We start from the raw sequence: 16287 nt of genomic DNA on the forward strand, positions 1-16287 counted from the left end.
TATAAAAAATGCAATTTCCCGAATCCTGGTTGCGCGAATTCTGCAATCCGCCCCTGAGCACCGAACAGCTGGCCGAGACCCTGACCATGGCCGGCCTGGAGGTGGAAGACCTCAAGCCGGTCGCGCCGCCTTTCACAAAAATAGTCGTCGGCGAAATCAGGGAAGCGGTGCAGCATCCCGACGCCGACCGCCTGCGTGTCTGCCAGGTCGATGTGGGGCAGGGTGCCCTGCTCAACATCGTCTGCGGCGCGCCCAATGCCCGTGTCGGCATCAAGGTGCCCTGTGCGCTGGTCGGTGCCGAACTGCCGCCCGGCGACGATGGCAAACCGTTTTTGATCAAGGTTGGCAAGCTGCGCGGCGTGGAGAGCCAGGGCATGTTGTGCTCGGCCCGCGAACTCAAGCTGTCCGACGACCATGGCGGGCTGCTCGAGCTGGCGCCGGACGCGCCCGTGGGCCAGGACATCCGCGAACACCTGAAACTCGACGACACCCTGTTCACCCTCAAGCTCACGCCGAATCTCGCGCATTGCCTGAGCGTGTACGGCATTGCCCGTGAAGTGGCCGCGCTGACGGGTGCGCCCTTGGTGAGCCCGTCCTTTCCGGCGGTCGCTGTGGCCGGCGTGGACAAGCTGCCGGTCCGCATCAGTGCACCCGATCTGTGCGGCCGCTTTTCCGGCCGCATCGTGCGCAACGTCAATACAAAAGCCGTCACCCCGCCGTGGATGGTGGACCGCTTGGCGCGCTGCGGCCAGCGCAGTGTGACGGCGCTGGTGGATATCTCGAACTACGTGATGTTCGAGCTGGGCCGGCCTTCGCATATTTTCGACCTGGACAAGATCCATGGCGGACTCGATGTGCGCTGGGGCCAGGCCGGCGAGACGCTCAAGTTGCTCAACGGCAGCACCGTGACAGTGGACGAGAAAGTCGGCGTGATTGCCGACGACAGCCAGGTGGAGTCGTTGGCCGGCATCATGGGCGGCGATGCAACCGCCGTGTCCGACGTGACCCACCATGTGTATGTCGAGGCCGCGTTCTGGTGGCCCAAGGCGATTGCCGGGCGTTCGCGCCGCTACAACTTTTCGACCGATGCCGGCCACCGTTTTGAACGCGGCGTTGATCCCGGACAGACGGTGGAACACATCGAACGCATCACGCAGCTGATCCTGGATATCTGCGGCACGCCGGACACGGCATGCGGCCCGGTGGACGATATCCAGGCCCAGTTGCCGGTTGCGACGCCGGTGACTCTGCGTGTGGCGCGGGCCGCCAAGGTCATCGGCATGCCTTTGACGCAGGCGCAATGCGCCGATGCGCTCAGGCGCCTGGGCTTGCCCGTGACGGAAGGCGAGGGCACGCTGACGGTGACACCCCCCAGCTACCGCTTTGACCTGCAGATCGAGGAAGACCTGATCGAAGAGGTGGTGCGCATGGTCGGCTACCAGCAGCTGCCGGCCACGCCTCCGCTGGCTCCGATCACCGCGCGTATCCGTCCGGAGGCGCGGCGCAGTGCCTTTGCCGTGCGCCGCGCGCTGGCGGCCCTGGGCTACCAGGAAACCATCAACTTCAGCTTTGTCGAAGAGCGCTGGGAGCATGAGCTCGCCGGCAACCCGAATCCCATCAAGCTGCTGAACCCGATCGCCAGCCAGATGAGCGTGATGCGCTCGTCGCTGATCGGCTCCCTGTTGCAGGTACTCAAGTTCAACCTGGATCGGAAAGCCGGGCGCGTCAACGTGTTTGAACTCGGACGAGTCTTCCTGCGCGACGCCAGCAGCCAGAACACCGACACCACCGTCGCCGGTTTTGACCAGCCGATGCGGGTGGCGGGCCTGGCCTACGGGCCGCGCGAGACCCTGCAGTGGAGCACGTCCGACAAGGGTGTCGATTTCTTCGACGTCAAGGGAGATGTGCAGGCCCTGCTGGCGCCGATGCAGCCGGTGTTTGCCCCCGTGGCCCATCCGGCCATGCATCCGGGCCGTTGCGCCAGCGTTGTCATCGATGGCGTGGCGGTCGGCTTTGTCGGCGAGCTGCATCCGCAGTGGCGTCAGGGCTATGAGCTGGCGCAGGCGCCGATTGTTTTCGAACTGGCGCTCGATGCCGTGCTGCGACGTCCCGTGCCCGGCTTCCAGCCGGTGAGCAAACGCCAGCCGGTCGAGCGTGACATCGCGGTGATTGTTGCCGAAGCCGTAACGCATGCAGCACTGATGGCGGCCATCCACGGCGCTGACACGCGCGGCCTGCTCAAGTCGGCCACGCTGTTCGACATCTACCGGCCGCAACAGGCCAATGCCGCGCTGCAACTTGGTGAGAAAAGCCTGGCCGTGCGCTTGGTGCTTGGGAGCGACGACGCTACACTGACCGACGAGCAGATTGAGGCGGCGATCAAGGCCGTGCTCGACAATCTCGGCAGCAGCCTGCAAGCGCGTTTGCGTGCCTAGGCAGCGGGACCACAATAACAGTGAACAGCGAGGAGCGCGTCGTGGAATTTTCCGTTCAAAGTCTTGAGAGCCCGGCGCTGACCAAAGCCCACCTCGCGGAGTTGCTGTTTGAGCAGATTGGCCTGAACAAGCGTGAATCCAAGGACATGATCGACGCGTTTTTTGACCTGGTGTCGGACAGCCTGGTCGAGGGCAACGATGTGAAGATTTCCGGCTTCGGCAATTTCCAGATCCGCACCAAGGCGCCGCGTCCGGGTCGCAACCCGCGGACCGGCGAATCCATCCCCATTCAGGCACGCCGCGTGGTGACTTTTCACGCCAGCCACAAGCTCAAAGAGCAGATCCAGGGGCAGACTGGTCCCGGCTGAAGGCGGCAGCGCAGACGGCTCAGGCGTCAGCCCATTCCCGGAGCCAGGCTGTTCACCCGCCTTCCCGGCAAGCGGGCGTGTTGCCGGGCTTGGGATTGGAGGGGCTGATTTTCCCGATCTGGCCGGTGCGCAAACTTACGCCGTGGGCGCCTGTTCGGTGACTTTTCAGGGTTGGGCCGTCTCATTACCGCTTGTGGCTTAAACAACACATCCGATTTTGTGGTTTGTAACTATTTGCACTAAGTTTCCTGTTAGAGTAGATTTGCAGCTTCACCTCATAGCGTATTGATTTAATTGGAGAAACCTCTCCCCCCCATTCCCGCCAAACGTTACTTCACGATCGGTGAAGTCAGCGATTTATGCGGCGTCAAACCTCATGTGCTCCGTTATTGGGAGCAAGAGTTCACGCAGTTGCGTCCGATGAAAAGGCGCGGGAACCGCCGCTACTACCAGCACCACGAAGTGCTGATGATCCGGCGCATCCGTGATCTGCTTTACGACCAGGGTTTCACCATCAGCGGCGCACGCAACAAGCTGCAGGAGATCGTGCAGACCGAACGCGACAAGCGCCGCAACGGCGAAGTCATGCTCGAGGGTGTGGATGTGGTGGAAGCCGGCGACTCGATTCTTGATGACTTTGGCGACTCGATGGACTTTGAAGACAGCGTGTCCGACATGGCGCCTTTGCCTGATGGCAGTGCTGCGCAACAAAGGCTGCAGCTGCTGCGTCGCGAATTGTTCGAAATTCGCGATCTGCTCAGTGCCACTTACTGAAACAGCCCGGTCAAGCAAGCTATAATTTGAAACTTGACGGTGTGTGGCGCAGCCTGGTAGCGCACTTGCATGGGGTGCAAGGGGTCGAAGGTTCGAATCCTTTCACACCGACCAATAGACAGTACAGAGGCCTCTAAGGAGTAATTCTTAGAGGCCTTTTTCATGGGTAAATCCATCGCTTGTTCTGACGGGACGCAGACAGTCCGACAGCGGCAGTCAGGTCTTGGCACTTCAGGCGCTAAACTGATCGAAAGTATTGCGTTGAACCCAGCGGACGGACCGTACCGGGACGGTGTCCGGCTTGGATGGAGATCCTCTCCGCAGCGCAGAAGGCGACCCATGAAAGAGCTGGCTTATGAAGGCGATCGATCAGAGAATTTCCCGGGCTACATCCTGGGCCACCATGGTTGAAGGCTCGGGCTGGGAGATCACCGTGGACTTTCAGCGGGCCAGTGTTCGGAAGAGGTTCAGCGCGTGAGCGAGACCCAGTTTCGCCTGCTCACGGACGCGATGTCCCAGATCGTCTGGGTGATGCGGGCCGATGGCGCCTACACCTGGTTCAACCAACGCTGGCTGGACTACACCGGCTTGTCCCTGGAGGAGAGCCTCGGCAGTGGCTTGACCGGTCTGGTTCATCCCGATGACGAGATGCGTGCAGCCCGGCTTCTGGAGCAGGCTCTCGCAAGCGGCGACCCCTGCGAGATTGAATACCGGCTGCGCCGTGCAGATGGTGTTTACCGCTGGATGTTGTGCCGCGCACTCCCGCAGCGTGATGCCACGGGCCAGACGGTCCAATGGCTGGGCACCCTGACCGACATCGACGAGCTGAAAAAGGCGGCGGAACTTCTGGAGAAGGATATCTTCATGACCCGCATCGCCGGCCGGGTCGCGCGTCTTGGTGGATGGACGATTGACCTGCCAGAGCGCGTGCTGACCTGGTCGGTGGAAAACTGCCTGATCCACGACGTGCCACCAGGTTACACGCCGACGCTGGAAGAAGGGATTGGCTACTTTCTTCCGGAGCACCGGCCTGTCGTCATCCAGCATGTGGAGGCTTGCGCGCAGCACGGCACGCCTTATGAATTTGTGCTTCCCAAGATGACCGCCAAGGGCCGGCTGATCTGGGTGCGTTCGCTCGGCGAGGCGGTGCGGGATGCTTCCGGAAAGATTGTCCGCATTCAGGGGGCGTTCCAGGACATCTCGGAGCAGAAGGCCGCGGAAGCACACACCCGCGACCTGGAGACACAGCTCGCCACCACGCTGGAGAGCATCACGGACGGCTTTTGCCTGATCGACAAGGAATGGACGTTCACCTTCCTCAATGGACAGGCGGAACGCATGCTCCAGCGCCGTCGGGAAGACCTCCTGGGCAAGATCCTCTGGCAGGAGTTCCCCAAGACCATGGGGGGGGCGATAGAGCGTGAAGCCAGGCTCGCCGTTGATGAGCAGCGCACGACCCGCTTTGAAACCTTCTACCAGCCGCTTGAAACCTGGTTCGATATCCACGTCTATCCCACGGAAACGGGCATCGCTGTCTACTTTCAGGACATCACACAGAGACGCATGGAGCATGCGCAGCTGCGGCTGCTTGAAACGGCGGTGTCCCGCCTGAACGACATGGTGGTCATCACGGAGGCCGAGGCCTTTGACGAAGCGGGTCCGCGGATTGTTTTTGTCAACGACGCCTTTGAGCGTCATACCGGTTACAGCCGCCGCGAAGTGATCGGCAATACCTCCCGGCTTCTATGGGGACCCAAGACCCAGCATGCCGAGCTGGACCGGATTCGCGCCGCCATGGAAAAGTGGGCGCATGTGCGTTCCGAGGTTGTCGTCTATACCAAGGCCGGCAGGGAGCTCTGGCTGGAAATCGATCTCACGCCCATCGCCGACGAGACGGGAAGGCACACCCATTGGGTGGCCGTGGAGCGCGACGTCACCGAGCGCAGGCAGCAACAGCAGGAAATTCTCAGTCTCAACGGCGAACTCGAGGACAGGGTGCTGCTGCGCACAGCCCAGCTGGCAACAGCGAACAAGGAACTGGAATCCTTTGCCTACTCCGTCTCCCATGACCTGCGTTCGCCCCTCAATACCATCCACGGGTTCAGCCAGTTGCTGGCGAAAATAGACGCAGAACACATCAGCGACAAGGGCAAGCACTACCTGAACCGGATCGGCGTCGGGGTCACGCAGATGGGCGAGTTGATCGAGGGCCTGCTGACCCTCGCCCACCTGTCGCGCGAGCAGCTGAAGTCGGAACGTGTCGACTTGTCGGTTCTTGCGCGGCGGATCGAAAACGACTGCCGGGAGCGCGAGCCCGAGCGCCAGGTCCAGGTGACTGTCCAGGACGGTCTGATCGCGCAGGGGGACCCCCGCCTGCTGTCAGCCGTGCTGCAGAACCTGCTGGCCAACGCCTGGAAATTCAGTTCCAAGCAGCCGCAGGCGCACATCGAGGTGGGCAGCGAGCAGGGTGCCGAGGATGACACCATCTTCTTTGTGCGGGACAACGGTGCGGGGTTTGACATGGCATTCACCCACAAACTTTTCGGCACCTTCGAACGCCTTCATTCGCCGGGGGACTTTCCCGGCACCGGCATCGGGCTGGCCACGGTGAAGCGGGTCATTGAGCGTCATGGCGGCCGCGTCTGGGCCGAAGGCAAACCGAACGTCGGCGCCACCTTCTTTTTCACGCTGGGCCGATCGAACTGATTTCCGCCGTCGCAGGGCCGAGGGCGGGCGTGGGCTGTCCCATCCCGGCGGGAATCTTCAGGCGATGGCGGGATCGGACGTTGCTTGTGGCACCTGCGCCGCGCCGGGTGGGGCGGTGGCCGCATCGTGATCCAGCTCGCCGCCCAGCGCTTCCAGCAGGTCGGGAATCAGGGCCGACAGCTCACCCGTCACGATGGCAGCATCGGCATCGAACCCGTCGTCGTCCTTGCCCTTGTCCTGCATGCCCTCCAGCACCACGTCGAGCAGCTTGAGTTTTCTGATCTGGGCCATGTCGGTGAGCACGAAGGACACGCGGTCGTTCCAGGTCATGGCCAGCTGTGTCGGCACCTTGCCGGCGGCGATGTGTTCGGCGACCTCGTCGATTTCCAGTGTGTGGCGCGAATAACGGACGGTTGATTTCTGGTCGTCCGGCATCTTGAGTTCGCAGTCCCGGTCGACGGTGAAGCCGACGGGAGCCTCCCGGCTGGCAAGCCAGTGCGCCATGGCGATCGCTGCCGCCAGCGTGGTCTGCACCGGCCTTGCCATCAGGCCTGCGCCGGACCCCGGTATCCCGCTGAGCGCCTCCAGCAGCTGGCTCACCACCTTGTCGGCACCGCTGAGGCTGCCGGAGTCCACCACCAGGAACTTGTTGACCGGGTCCACCCACAGGGTGGTGGACGAACGTTTGGTGAAGGCGCGCGGTAGCAGGTCGAGGATGGCTTCTTCCTTGAACTCTTTCTTGATCCTGGCGCCGACGCGCTCGTGACCGGTTTCCTGCTTGTATTTTTCGATACGCTGCTCAACGGCGTCCTTGATGGCGGAGGCGGGCAGCGGCCGGCGCTCGGTGCACAGGCGCAGGATGAGCTGCGGACCGACGCTTTCGGCCAGCACCGTGCTCTTGTTGCCGCGCGGGGGCACCCAGCCGCTGGACTCGGCCTGGGTGGCGCCGCAGGGCATGAACCGGGCAGCCTGAAGCGCTTCTTCCAGCGCCTCAAGAGGGGGCAGGGCGAAGTCGTCGGCAATGCGGAAAAAAGAAGCGGCTTTGAACATGAAATTCCGGAGGTGGGGTGTCAGGGGAGGGCGGCCAGCGGGCCGGGCAAGAAGTGCGGCGGTGAACGCGCCAGGCTGCGGAAATTCTAAGTCACACCCAGACTGAATGAGGCACTTGCTTACCTTGAGGGTGGGGGCCGGATGTCCGCCGGTGGCGACTCACGCGATGTCGATCACGTGAATGCCATAGACGCCCTTGCGGCGGTCCGCAAAATAGCAGGCCAGCGTTTCTTTCACGGTTTTGAAGGCCAGCTCGTCCCACGGAATTTCAGCTTCTGTGAACAGCCTGGCTTCGATCGTTTCGTGTCCGGGATGGAACTGCTCGCTGAGCAGCCGCGCGCGGTAGTAGAGATGGACCTGGCCGACGCGTTCCACATTCATCACGCTGAAAAGGTCTTCCATTTCAAACTGTGCGCCGGCTTCCTCGTCGGTTTCGCGTGCAGCGCCCTGGGACGTGGTCTCGTTGAGCTCCATGAAGCCCGCAGGCAGTGTCCATTTGCCCCAGCGCGGCTCGATGTTGCGTTTGCACAGCAGCACCCTGTCGCCCCAGTGCGGCACGGTGCCGACAACATTGAGCGGGTTTTCGTAGTGGATGGTGCCGCAGGCCGGGCAGACGGCTCGCTCGCGGGTGTCCCCGTCATCCGGGACGCGGTAAGCCACCGCGGCGCCGCAGTTTCTGCAATGTTTGATGGGGCTGCGGTACATGACAGCCAGTTTAGTTTGAAATCAAAAAGGGCTCCCGAGGGAGCCCTTTGTTCCACCTGCCGGAGCTCAGGCTTTGGTGGTTTTGGTGTGCTTCTCGATCAGGCTGCGGGCCGTGTCCAGCAATTTCTTGCCGTCGAAACCTTTCTTGTTCATGTCCTCGACCCACTCGACTTCCACGGTGCGGGACTTGCGGCGGAATTCCTGAGCTTCTGCCGGGCTGACCGTGTAGATCGTGTTGCCACGGTCGCTGGCGGTCTTGCGGCCCGGGACGTCGTTGCCCTGCTGGACCTTGCCCAGCCAGGCGGAGGTGGCCATGCCGGAGTTGTTGTCGATGACTTTTTTCAGGTCAGGAGCCAGCGAGTTGTACTTGGCCTTGTTCATGGCCATCACGAAGGTGGTGGTGTACAGGCTGCCTCCGGCCGGATCGAACTCGGCATGGAATTTGGTGAGCTCGTTGACCTTGACCGAGGGCACGACTTCCCAAGGAATCACGCAGCCATTGATGGTGCCTTTGCTCAGCGCATCGGTGATGGCCGGCAGGGGCATGCCGACCGGAATGGCGCCCAGCATACCCATCAGCTTGGTGACCTGGCGGGTAGGCGCGCGCATTTTGAGGCCGCGCATGTCGGCGATGGACCGGACGGGTTTGTCGACGGTGTGGATCACCCCCGGGCCGTGCACATGCAGTGCCAGGACCTGGGTGTCCTTGAATTCATCCGGGGCCATGGTCTGCACGTATTCCCAATAGGCCTTGGATGTGGCTTCGGCGTTGGACATCATGAACGGAAGCTCGAAGGCTTCGATGCGGGGGAAGCGGCCGGCGGTGTTGCCCGGCAGTGTCCACACCACGTCCACGACGCCGTCCTTGGCCTGGTCGTAAAGCTGCACCGGCGTGCCGCCCAGCTGCATGGCGGGATAGGCCTCGAACTTGATGCGGCCCCCCGACTCCTTCTCGACCTTCGCCATCCAGGGCTTGTGCATGCCCAGCCAGACATTGGAGGCCGGGGACATGAAGGTGTGGAACTTCAGGGTGACCACCTGCTGGGCCAGGCCCGACAGGGCGGGTGCGCCCAGCGCGGCGGCTGCGCCGGTTTTGAGAAGAGTGCGTCGCTGAATCATGTGTTGTCTCCGGTAAGGGTGGTTGTAAATTAATGCAGGAAGAAGCGTTTGTGAACCCGTGATTGCCCTGATGGGGCGGCTAGCTGATGTACTTTACAAGCCACAGCGAGATGCCGGGGAAGAACAGTAGCAGCGCGGTCCGCAGGGCATCGCTGATCAGGAAGGGAACGACGCCGCGATAACTCTCGCCGATGGGCACGTCCTTGGCCATGCTGTTGACGACGTAGACGTTCAGGCCCACCGGTGGCGCCAGCAGTCCGAAGCCGACGGTCATCAGCACCATGATGCCGAACCAGATGGCAACGGATTCCCTGGGCATGCCGAAATCGAGCGCCATGACCATCGGAAAGAAGATCGGAATGGTCAGCAGCAGCATGGACAGCTCGTCCATGACGGCGCCCAGCACCACATAAAACAGCAGGATGGCGGTGACCACCATCAGCGGCTGCAGGCCCCAGCTGCCTACCACTTCAGCCAGCTGGTTGGGCACCTGGGTCAGCGCGAGCGCCGAGTTCATGAGGTCGGCACCGATGAAGATCAGGAAAATCATGGCCGAACTTTCTGCCGTGGCATAAAAGCAGCGGAGGAATTTGGCCCAGGTCAGTTCCCGCTTGAACAATGCCGCGACGAAAGTGGCTGCCGCGCCGACCGCGGCACCCTCGGTCGGCGTGAAGTAGCCGCCATAAATGCCGCCGAACACCAGCAGGAAAATGATGATGATGGGCATGACGGCCAACGCGGCGCGCAGCGTGACTCCTTCGCTGTCGGTATCCACCTCCGGCGCCTGGCCGGGGACGACACGCACATAGATGGCGATTGCCGTGATGTAGCCCAGCATGGCGATCAGGCCCGGCACCATGGCCGCGGCAAACAGCTTGGCAATGTTCTGTTCCGTCAGGATGGCGTAGATCACCAGCGGGACCGAGGGTGGAATCAGGATGCCCAGCGTCCCGCCGGCGGCCAGTGTTGCCGTGGACAGGCGCCCCGAGTAGCCGTGGCGTTTCATCTCGGGCAGCGCCACGCTGGTGATGGTGGCCGCGGTGGCCACCGAGGAGCCGCAGATCGCGCCAAAGGCCGCGCTGGCCAGCACCGAGGCCATGGCCAGCCCGCCCTTGAAGTGACGCATGAGGCTGGCGGCAAACTGGAACAGTGCCTTGCTGATCCCCCCCTGGGTCGCAAAATGCCCCATCAGGATGAACAGCGGAATCACCGACAGGTCGTAACTGGCAAAGCGGGCAAAGGCCTGAGTGTTGAGAAAGCTGGAGAAAGGCGCCCAGCCGGTTTGCATCACGTAGCCGATGCCGCCTGCGGCAAACATGGCGATCGAAATCGGCACCCGCAACGCCATCAAGCCCAGCATGACGCCAAAGATGAGCAGGGTCAGTGTGATGGCGTTCACGCGTGTGCTCCCACATCACCACCGAGGCCGAAGAGGCTCTGGTAGAGCCCGATCACCGACGTGAGGACAAAGGCCGGCACCATGGCCACATAAACGGTCCACACGGGAAAGCCCAGGATCTGCGTCTCGGAATGGGTCTCGTAGGAGTTCAGGCCGCCGAGGGTGGTGCGCCAGGCCAGCACCGCGAACACCAGGGCCAGCAACAAGGCGCCCAGGCGGTCCAGCCTGGCGTTGGTCTCGTGGCTGAGCCGGGTGGTGAAGAAGTCCACGATGATGTTGCCGCGCTGGATCTGGCAATAAGGCATGAACAGGGCAATGGCGGCCCCGGTGGCGACGCCGGTGAGCTCGAAATCACCCACCAGCGTGGCACCGGTGGTGTTGCGGCCTATCAGGCTGATGCAGGTCATCAGGGTGATGCCGGTCAGCAGCAGGCCCGCCAGGATGGCGCAAAGCTTTGCAAGGTTCTGCAGGATTTTCAAACGGGGATCTCCAGGGGGTCGGGCTGGCGGGAACGGAGGGTGCACCGGAAGGCCCGGCGCCTCAATGGTCGAGATTATCCGGGGGCCAGGCCGGACGGGTCAGGCGGGATACCCGCAGCGAGCCGGGTATTTGCGCGATGATCGGAGCGCTTGCGCGAAAAACGCGCAAACGCCGGCAGGGCCTCAGGCGACCTTGACGGTCAAGGTGCCCAGTCCCTTGACTTCGCCGACCATGGTGTCGCCCGACACCACGGCACCCACACCTTCGGGCGTTCCCGTGTAGATCAGGTCACCAGACTGAAGCTCCCAGGCGGCGGACAGGTGTTCAATGGTTTCGGCAATGTTCCAGATGAGCTTGGACACATTGCTGCGCTGGCGGTCCTTGCCGTTGACCTGCACGTACAACTCGGCATGGGCGACGTCGCCGGCCTGGGCGGCCGGCGTGATCGGGCCGATCGGTGCGGAATGGTCGTAGGCCTTGCCGATGCACCAGGGACGCCCCTGCTTCTTCATGTCGCCCTGCAGGTCGCGGCGGGTCATGTCCAGGCCCACGGCATAACCGAAGATGTGCTTGTGTGCATCGGCGGCCTTGATGTTCTTGCCGCCGGTGCCGATGGCCACCACGAGTTCGATTTCATGGTGCAGGTTGTGGGTCAGGCTGGGGTAGGGAATGGTGCCGGTCTGGCCGGCATCCACCACGACCACCGCGTCGGCCGGTTTCAGGAAGAAAAACGGCGGCTCACGCCCGGTGAAACCCATCTCCTTGGCATGCTCTTCGTAGTTGCGGCCCACGCAATAGATGCGGTGCACCGGAAAGCGCTCGGTGGTGCCGACGACGGGGACGGACACCACCGGTGGCGGGGTAAATACAAAGCTCATGACAACCTCTCTTCTCTGTGTATGCCCAGTGCCTGATGCACCGGACGGTCTGAAAAACTGAACAACACACAGCCCTGCGCCGAGCGCAGCCGGGCGGTGTGCCACGACGGGATCACAAAATGGTCGCGCGGACCGAACTCGAAGGCCTGCTCCTGGCCGGCCGGGCCAATCAGCACCGAGCCGTGGCCTTCGACCACGCTGAACACCGCGCCGTCGGTTTGCCGCCAGGGCAGCCCTGAAAAACCAGCCGGCAGGCGCTGCATGAAGGTGCCCATGGTCGGCATCGGCGAGCCGCCGGTCGCAGGGTTCACGTAACGCAGCTTCACGCCGTCCCAGGCGTCGATCGGTGCCTGTTGTTCCAGCGTGTGCAGGGCCTCGCGCGTACGTTCATAAGGATAGCTGAAGATCGGCGAGGTCTGGCCGAACGGGGCGTCGTAACGCACCGGCAGCATGTTGGCGCCGTAACGCTGGTAGCTGGTGCCTTCGGCGCGGGTGACGGTCTGCACGCGCTCGGAGTGGTTCTCGGCAAAGCCGGCGTCGAAAAAACGCAGCATGGGAATGTCCAGCCCGTCGAGCCAGACCACCGGCTCGCCGCCTTCCTGCGCGCCCTGGTTGCCGTGGTCATGCCAGGTCCAGCTGGGCGTGATGATGAAATCACCGGGCGCCATGGTGGTGCGTTCGCCGTCCACCGCGGTATAGGCACCACGTCCTTCGACCACAAAACGCAGCGCACTCTGGGTATGGCGGTGGCTGGGCGCGATTTCGCCGGGCAGGATCAGCTGCAGGCCGGCATACAGCGACTGCGTGATGCACGACTGGCCCGGCAGCGCGGGGTTTTCCAGGATCAGCACGCGGCGCACGGCTTCTTCGGCAGTGATCAGTTCGCCGGACTGCATCAGCCAGGGATGCACCTTGTCCCAGGCCCAGAAGGCCGGCACGCAGGGGGTGGCCGGCTGCTGGGGCACCAGCGCATGCAGCACCTCCCACAGGGGCGTCATGTTCTGTGCGCGTATCGCTTCATAAAAGGTCTGGCGTGAATTGCCGGAGGCGGCGGGGGGCGTCATGTCCATGGTCGGGTTCCGTTTCGCGGTTTCAGCGGTCAAAATAAACGCCGTCGTCCAGCAGCACCTGCTGCAGGCGGGCTACATCGGTGGCGGCAAAGGCCGCCCCCTCTTCGAGCTGCGCGGCGGCGGTGCCGGCCGCCTGGCCCATCACAAAACAGCCGCCACTGGCGCGCGCTGCCGACTGGCCTTCGTGGGCCATGGATGCACAGCGGCCGGCGACCAGCAGGTTGTCCACCTCGCGCGTGAGCAGCATGCGCCAGGGCAGGTCGTTGTAGGCCCGGTTTTCATCGCGCGGAAAGCCCCAACTGATGGCGCCGTCCACATGCATTTCCATGGGCCAGGCGTTGATGCCGATCACGTCGGCAAAACGCGCCGAGGACAGGATGTCCTCGCCGGTCAGCATGTAGGCTCCGCAGATGCGGCGCGTCTCGCGGATGCCGACCTGGGGCGCGATGTCGATGATGGCCGAGTCTGCAAACCCGGGCACCTCGTTTTTGAGAAAGCGGAAATATTCGGTGATCTGCCGCCGTCCTTCGAGCTCGCCCTCGCTGAGCTGGCGCGCATCGGTGGCGTCCATTGCGGTGCCGGCGGCGTTGCGGATCTGCGTGACATTGGCGCGCCACTCGGCGGGATTTTTCTGCGGACGCAGGATCGCGCCCTTGCGCGGAAACCGGTAGCGTCCCGGCTGGCGGGCTTCGCTTTGCGCCATCAGGTCGTTGATGGCCTTGAACTCGCCGACGGCCGCCAGCGCCGGTCCGGCATCGACATGGCCGACCCGGAACATGGTGGAGGGAAACAGGGCGCTGCCGCGGCCGTCGCCGAGCTCGAAAGGCACGCCGGCAAAATGCGCCACGTCGGCGTCGCCGGAGCAGTCGATGAAGCGGCGCGCCCGGATCGCCTGGCGGCCGGATTTGGTTTCGACCACCAGGGCCGTGATGGCCTGGCCGTCCATCAGCACGGCGGCCGCCCACGCGTGAAACAGGAGCTGCACCCCGCTGGCCACCAGCATCTGGTCGGCCGCGCACTTGTAGGCCGAGACATCGTAGGAGCGCACGCGGATACGGCCGGCCATGCCGTCCTGCGGCTGGTTCAGGCCGCCCAGCGCGTCCATGCGCGCGAGCAGGTCGTCCACCACGCCATGCACCAGTTGCTGCATCTCGCCGTTTTTGCGGCCGTACAGCCCCGCGAAATTGGTGACACCGCCGGCCGTGCCCATGCCGCCGAGGAAGCCGTAACGCTCGACCAGCAGCGTGCGCGCGCCGTGTTTCGCGGCGCTGACGCTGGCCGCCAGGCCGGCCGGTCCGCCGCCGATCACAACCACATCAAACTCGCCATACACCGGCAAGGTGCGGGCGGGCTCGGTCACAAAGGAGGGGGAGGGCATGGCCGCGTTATCCAGCGCCGACGCCGGCCGTGCCGCCGGGGCGGCCGCAGGATTGAAGGTGTTTTTGGGCTGTGGTCGGCATGGATAATGCGGCGTCAGCTATCAAAAAAAGAGCGATTTCAGTTGCCTTCACAGGTTCACACAGGGTCGGACAAGAGCTATTGGAACAGTTTTGACGGCTCGATGCCGTCGTACATCCACTTCAGTCCTGCAAATCCCGCGCTTTCCTGGCCGCCCTGGAACAGCTGGTTGCGCAGTTCGCGCTGCACGCCGGCGGCGTGGTAAATGTCGCCATAAAAACGCGCGGTCAACTGCACCCTGCCGGTGCGCAGGTAGCGGGCCTGCTGGTATTTCTGGAAAGCCAGCGGCACATCGTTGCGTGCAAAACGCAGGGCTTCGCGCAACACCACGGCGTCTTCGATCGCCTGCCCCGCGCCCTGGGCCAGGTACTGCAGCATCGGGTGGGCCGCATCGCCGAGCAGCGTCACGCGCCGGTCGGTCCAGTTCTTCACCGGCTCGCGGTCGCACAGCACCCACATTTTCCAGGTTTCGATCTTGCCGAGCAGCTCCCGGACCTGCGGGCAGGCGCCCTGGAAACGTTCTGTGAGTTCTGCCGGGTCGCCGAAGGTGTTCCAGCCTTCGTCGTACTTGCTGCTGTGGAACACCGCGACCAGATTGAACAGTTCGCCGCGGCGCAGCGGGTAGTGCACCAGGTGCGTTTTTTCGCCGCCCCAGAGCAACACGTCGTCGCTCCACAAATGGGCGGGAACGTCCTCGCGCTTGAGCACCGCGCGGTAGGCAATGTGGCCGGACACCCGGGGCTTGCCGTCGCCGACCACTGCTTCTCGCACCTTGCTCCACAGGCCGTCAGCCCCGATCAGCGCGACGCCGGGCAGGGTTTCTCCGTTGGCAAGGCGGACACGCACGCTGTCCGCGGTCTGCTCGAAGGACTCGAGTTTGGCGTCGGTGCGCAGCGTGATGTTGGGCAGTTCCCGGCAGGCGTCGAGAAACACCTGGTGCAGGTCGGCGCGGTAGATCACGCCGTAGGGGAAACCGTAGGTGGCGCGGGAAACGTCACCCAGCGGCACCCGCACCACTTTCTCTCCGGTGCGCACATCGTTCATGCCCAGGCCAGGCGGGAAAAACGAGACCTTGCTGACCACATCGGTCAGCCCGAGCCAGGCAAACATCTTGAAAATGTTCGGACCAAGCTGGATGCCAGCACCGATTTCACCGAAGCTGGCGGCCTGTTCCAGAACCGTCACGGCGTGGCCGTCGCGCGCCAGAACCAGGGCCGTCGCCAGGCCGCCTATGCCGCCGCCGGCGATGAGGATGGGGTGAGGAGATGTCACGGTGAATCCAGTGTCTGTACGGGAGGGTTGACGATATGATAAGTATACTTACTATTAATCCGTACAGTGATTACCCTGAGCCTGTTCCGCGCTCCCTTAAACTCGCGCCATGTCAAAAAGCTTTAATTTCGGCGAAGCCCCGGGTCACCAGATCCGGCGCGCCCACCAGCTGTCGATCGCCCTGTTCATGGACGAGACGGCCGGCTTTGACGTGACGCCGGTGCAGTTCGCGATTCTCAACGCCCTGATGGACGACCCCGGCGAAGACCAGGTCACGCTGGCGGGGCGGGTGGCTTTTGATGCCGCCACCTCGGGTTCGGTGATCGGCCGGCTCGAGGCCAAGGGCTGGGTGCGGCGCGAGGCCGATCCGTCGGACAAGCGGCGCAAGCTGCTGTGGGTCACGCCGGAAGGCGAAAAAGTCGCGCTGCAGATGAAGCGGGCCGTCAGCCGGGTTCAGTCGCGCCTGCTGGGCCCCCTGAACGCCACCGAGCGCAAGCAGTTCGGCGCGCTGCTCGGCAAGCTGATCGCCGGCCATGAGGACATGGCCTGAGCCTGGCTGGTCCCGGGTTGAGG

14 protein-coding genes and 1 tRNA gene are annotated in these 16287 nt (G+C 63.4%); 6 read left to right on the forward strand and 9 right to left on the reverse strand.

Features of this window, described 5'->3' with window-relative positions; all coding sequences use genetic code 11:
• Positions 1-8 precede the first annotated feature (8 nt).
• From pheT to AAG813_RS10245, 5 genes are all read left to right on the forward strand, one after another.
• On the forward strand, positions 9-2435 hold the full coding sequence (gene pheT, locus AAG813_RS10225) for a phenylalanine--tRNA ligase subunit beta (RefSeq protein ID WP_341914526.1): 2427 nt from the start codon (positions 9-11) through the stop codon (positions 2433-2435).
• A 41-nt stretch (positions 2436-2476) separates the two neighbouring features.
• Positions 2477-2803 (forward strand): integration host factor subunit alpha, encoded by a 327-nt coding sequence (locus AAG813_RS10230; protein ID WP_341914528.1) that lies wholly within the window; start codon positions 2477-2479, stop codon positions 2801-2803.
• Positions 2804-3097: 294 nt separating this feature from the next.
• Complete coding sequence (locus AAG813_RS10235; protein WP_341914530.1) at positions 3098-3577, forward strand: MerR family transcriptional regulator; 480 nt, start codon at positions 3098-3100, stop codon at positions 3575-3577.
• A 37-nt stretch (positions 3578-3614) separates the two neighbouring features.
• Positions 3615-3691, forward strand: a tRNA-Pro gene (locus AAG813_RS10240).
• A gap of 360 nt (positions 3692-4051) precedes the next feature.
• Positions 4052-6283, forward strand: coding sequence for a PAS domain S-box protein (locus AAG813_RS10245; protein WP_341914532.1), 2232 nt, complete (start codon positions 4052-4054; stop codon positions 6281-6283).
• A gap of 57 nt (positions 6284-6340) precedes the next feature.
• Here AAG813_RS10245 and AAG813_RS10250 read toward each other — a convergent pair whose 3' ends face one another.
• The 9 genes from AAG813_RS10250 to AAG813_RS10290 form a co-directional block, all read right to left on the reverse strand.
• Positions 6341-7333: a recombination-associated protein RdgC gene (locus AAG813_RS10250; RefSeq protein ID WP_341914534.1), complete on the reverse strand. Its 993-nt coding sequence runs from the start codon at positions 7331-7333 to the stop codon at positions 6341-6343.
• 159 nt (positions 7334-7492) lie between these two features.
• Positions 7493-8038 carry an NUDIX hydrolase gene (locus tag AAG813_RS10255; RefSeq protein WP_341914536.1) on the reverse strand — a complete coding sequence of 182 codons (546 nt, stop codon included), beginning with the start codon at positions 8036-8038 and terminating at the stop codon, positions 7493-7495.
• Between the two features lie 66 nt (positions 8039-8104).
• The gene (locus AAG813_RS10260; protein WP_341914538.1) at positions 8105-9157 is read right to left on the reverse strand and encodes a TRAP transporter substrate-binding protein; all 1053 of its coding nucleotides are present in this window, start codon (positions 9155-9157) and stop codon (positions 8105-8107) included.
• Positions 9158-9236: 79 nt separating this feature from the next.
• The gene (locus AAG813_RS10265) at positions 9237-10556 is read right to left on the reverse strand and encodes a TRAP transporter large permease (protein WP_341914540.1); all 1320 of its coding nucleotides are present in this window, start codon (positions 10554-10556) and stop codon (positions 9237-9239) included.
• Entirely contained in the window at positions 10553-11035 is a 483-nt protein-coding gene (locus AAG813_RS10270) for a TRAP transporter small permease subunit (RefSeq protein WP_341914542.1), read from the reverse strand. The genes AAG813_RS10265 and AAG813_RS10270 overlap by 4 nt, the downstream gene beginning before the upstream one ends.
• Positions 11036-11218: 183 nt before the next feature.
• Positions 11219-11914 carry a fumarylacetoacetate hydrolase family protein gene (locus tag AAG813_RS10275; RefSeq protein ID WP_341914544.1) on the reverse strand — a complete coding sequence of 232 codons (696 nt, stop codon included), beginning with the start codon at positions 11912-11914 and terminating at the stop codon, positions 11219-11221.
• Positions 11911-12984 carry a gentisate 1,2-dioxygenase gene (gene gtdA / locus AAG813_RS10280; RefSeq protein ID WP_341914546.1) on the reverse strand — a complete coding sequence of 358 codons (1074 nt, stop codon included), beginning with the start codon at positions 12982-12984 and terminating at the stop codon, positions 11911-11913. The genes AAG813_RS10275 and gtdA overlap by 4 nt, the downstream gene beginning before the upstream one ends.
• Positions 12985-13006: 22 nt before the next feature.
• Entirely contained in the window at positions 13007-14362 is a 1356-nt protein-coding gene (locus tag AAG813_RS10285; RefSeq protein ID WP_341914549.1) for an FAD-dependent oxidoreductase, read from the reverse strand.
• Between the two features lie 158 nt (positions 14363-14520).
• The gene (locus AAG813_RS10290) at positions 14521-15714 is read right to left on the reverse strand and encodes a 3-hydroxybenzoate 6-monooxygenase (RefSeq protein ID WP_341914551.1); all 1194 of its coding nucleotides are present in this window, start codon (positions 15712-15714) and stop codon (positions 14521-14523) included.
• A 109-nt stretch (positions 15715-15823) separates the two neighbouring features.
• Between AAG813_RS10290 and AAG813_RS10295 the strand changes: the two genes are divergently transcribed.
• A complete protein-coding gene (locus AAG813_RS10295) occupies positions 15824-16264 on the forward strand; it encodes a MarR family winged helix-turn-helix transcriptional regulator (protein ID WP_341914553.1) in 441 nt (146 codons plus the stop codon).
• Positions 16265-16287 lie beyond the last annotated feature (23 nt).

The organism is Polaromonas sp. YR568 (genome assembly GCF_943371715.1).
Taxonomy (GTDB): domain Bacteria; phylum Pseudomonadota; class Gammaproteobacteria; order Burkholderiales; family Burkholderiaceae_C; genus Polaromonas.

Bases quoted from the DNA above. Each gene is read 5' to 3' on its own strand.
- pheT (WP_341914526.1), top strand. From the start codon at position 9: ATGCAATTTCCCGAATCCTGGTTGCGCGAATTCTGCAATCCGCCCCTG.
- AAG813_RS10250 (WP_341914534.1), bottom strand. From the start codon at position 7,333: ATGTTCAAAGCCGCTTCTTTTTTCCGCATTGCCGACGACTTCGCCCTG.
- AAG813_RS10255 (WP_341914536.1), bottom strand. From the start codon at position 8,038: ATGTACCGCAGCCCCATCAAACATTGCAGAAACTGCGGCGCCGCGGTG.
- AAG813_RS10260 (WP_341914538.1), bottom strand. From the start codon at position 9,157: ATGATTCAGCGACGCACTCTTCTCAAAACCGGCGCAGCCGCCGCGCTG.
- AAG813_RS10275 (WP_341914544.1), bottom strand. From the start codon at position 11,914: ATGAGCTTTGTATTTACCCCGCCACCGGTGGTGTCCGTCCCCGTCGTC.
- gtdA (WP_341914546.1), bottom strand. From the start codon at position 12,984: ATGGACATGACGCCCCCCGCCGCCTCCGGCAATTCACGCCAGACCTTT.
- AAG813_RS10285 (WP_341914549.1), bottom strand. From the start codon at position 14,362: ATGCCCTCCCCCTCCTTTGTGACCGAGCCCGCCCGCACCTTGCCGGTG.
- AAG813_RS10295 (WP_341914553.1), top strand. From the start codon at position 15,824: ATGTCAAAAAGCTTTAATTTCGGCGAAGCCCCGGGTCACCAGATCCGG.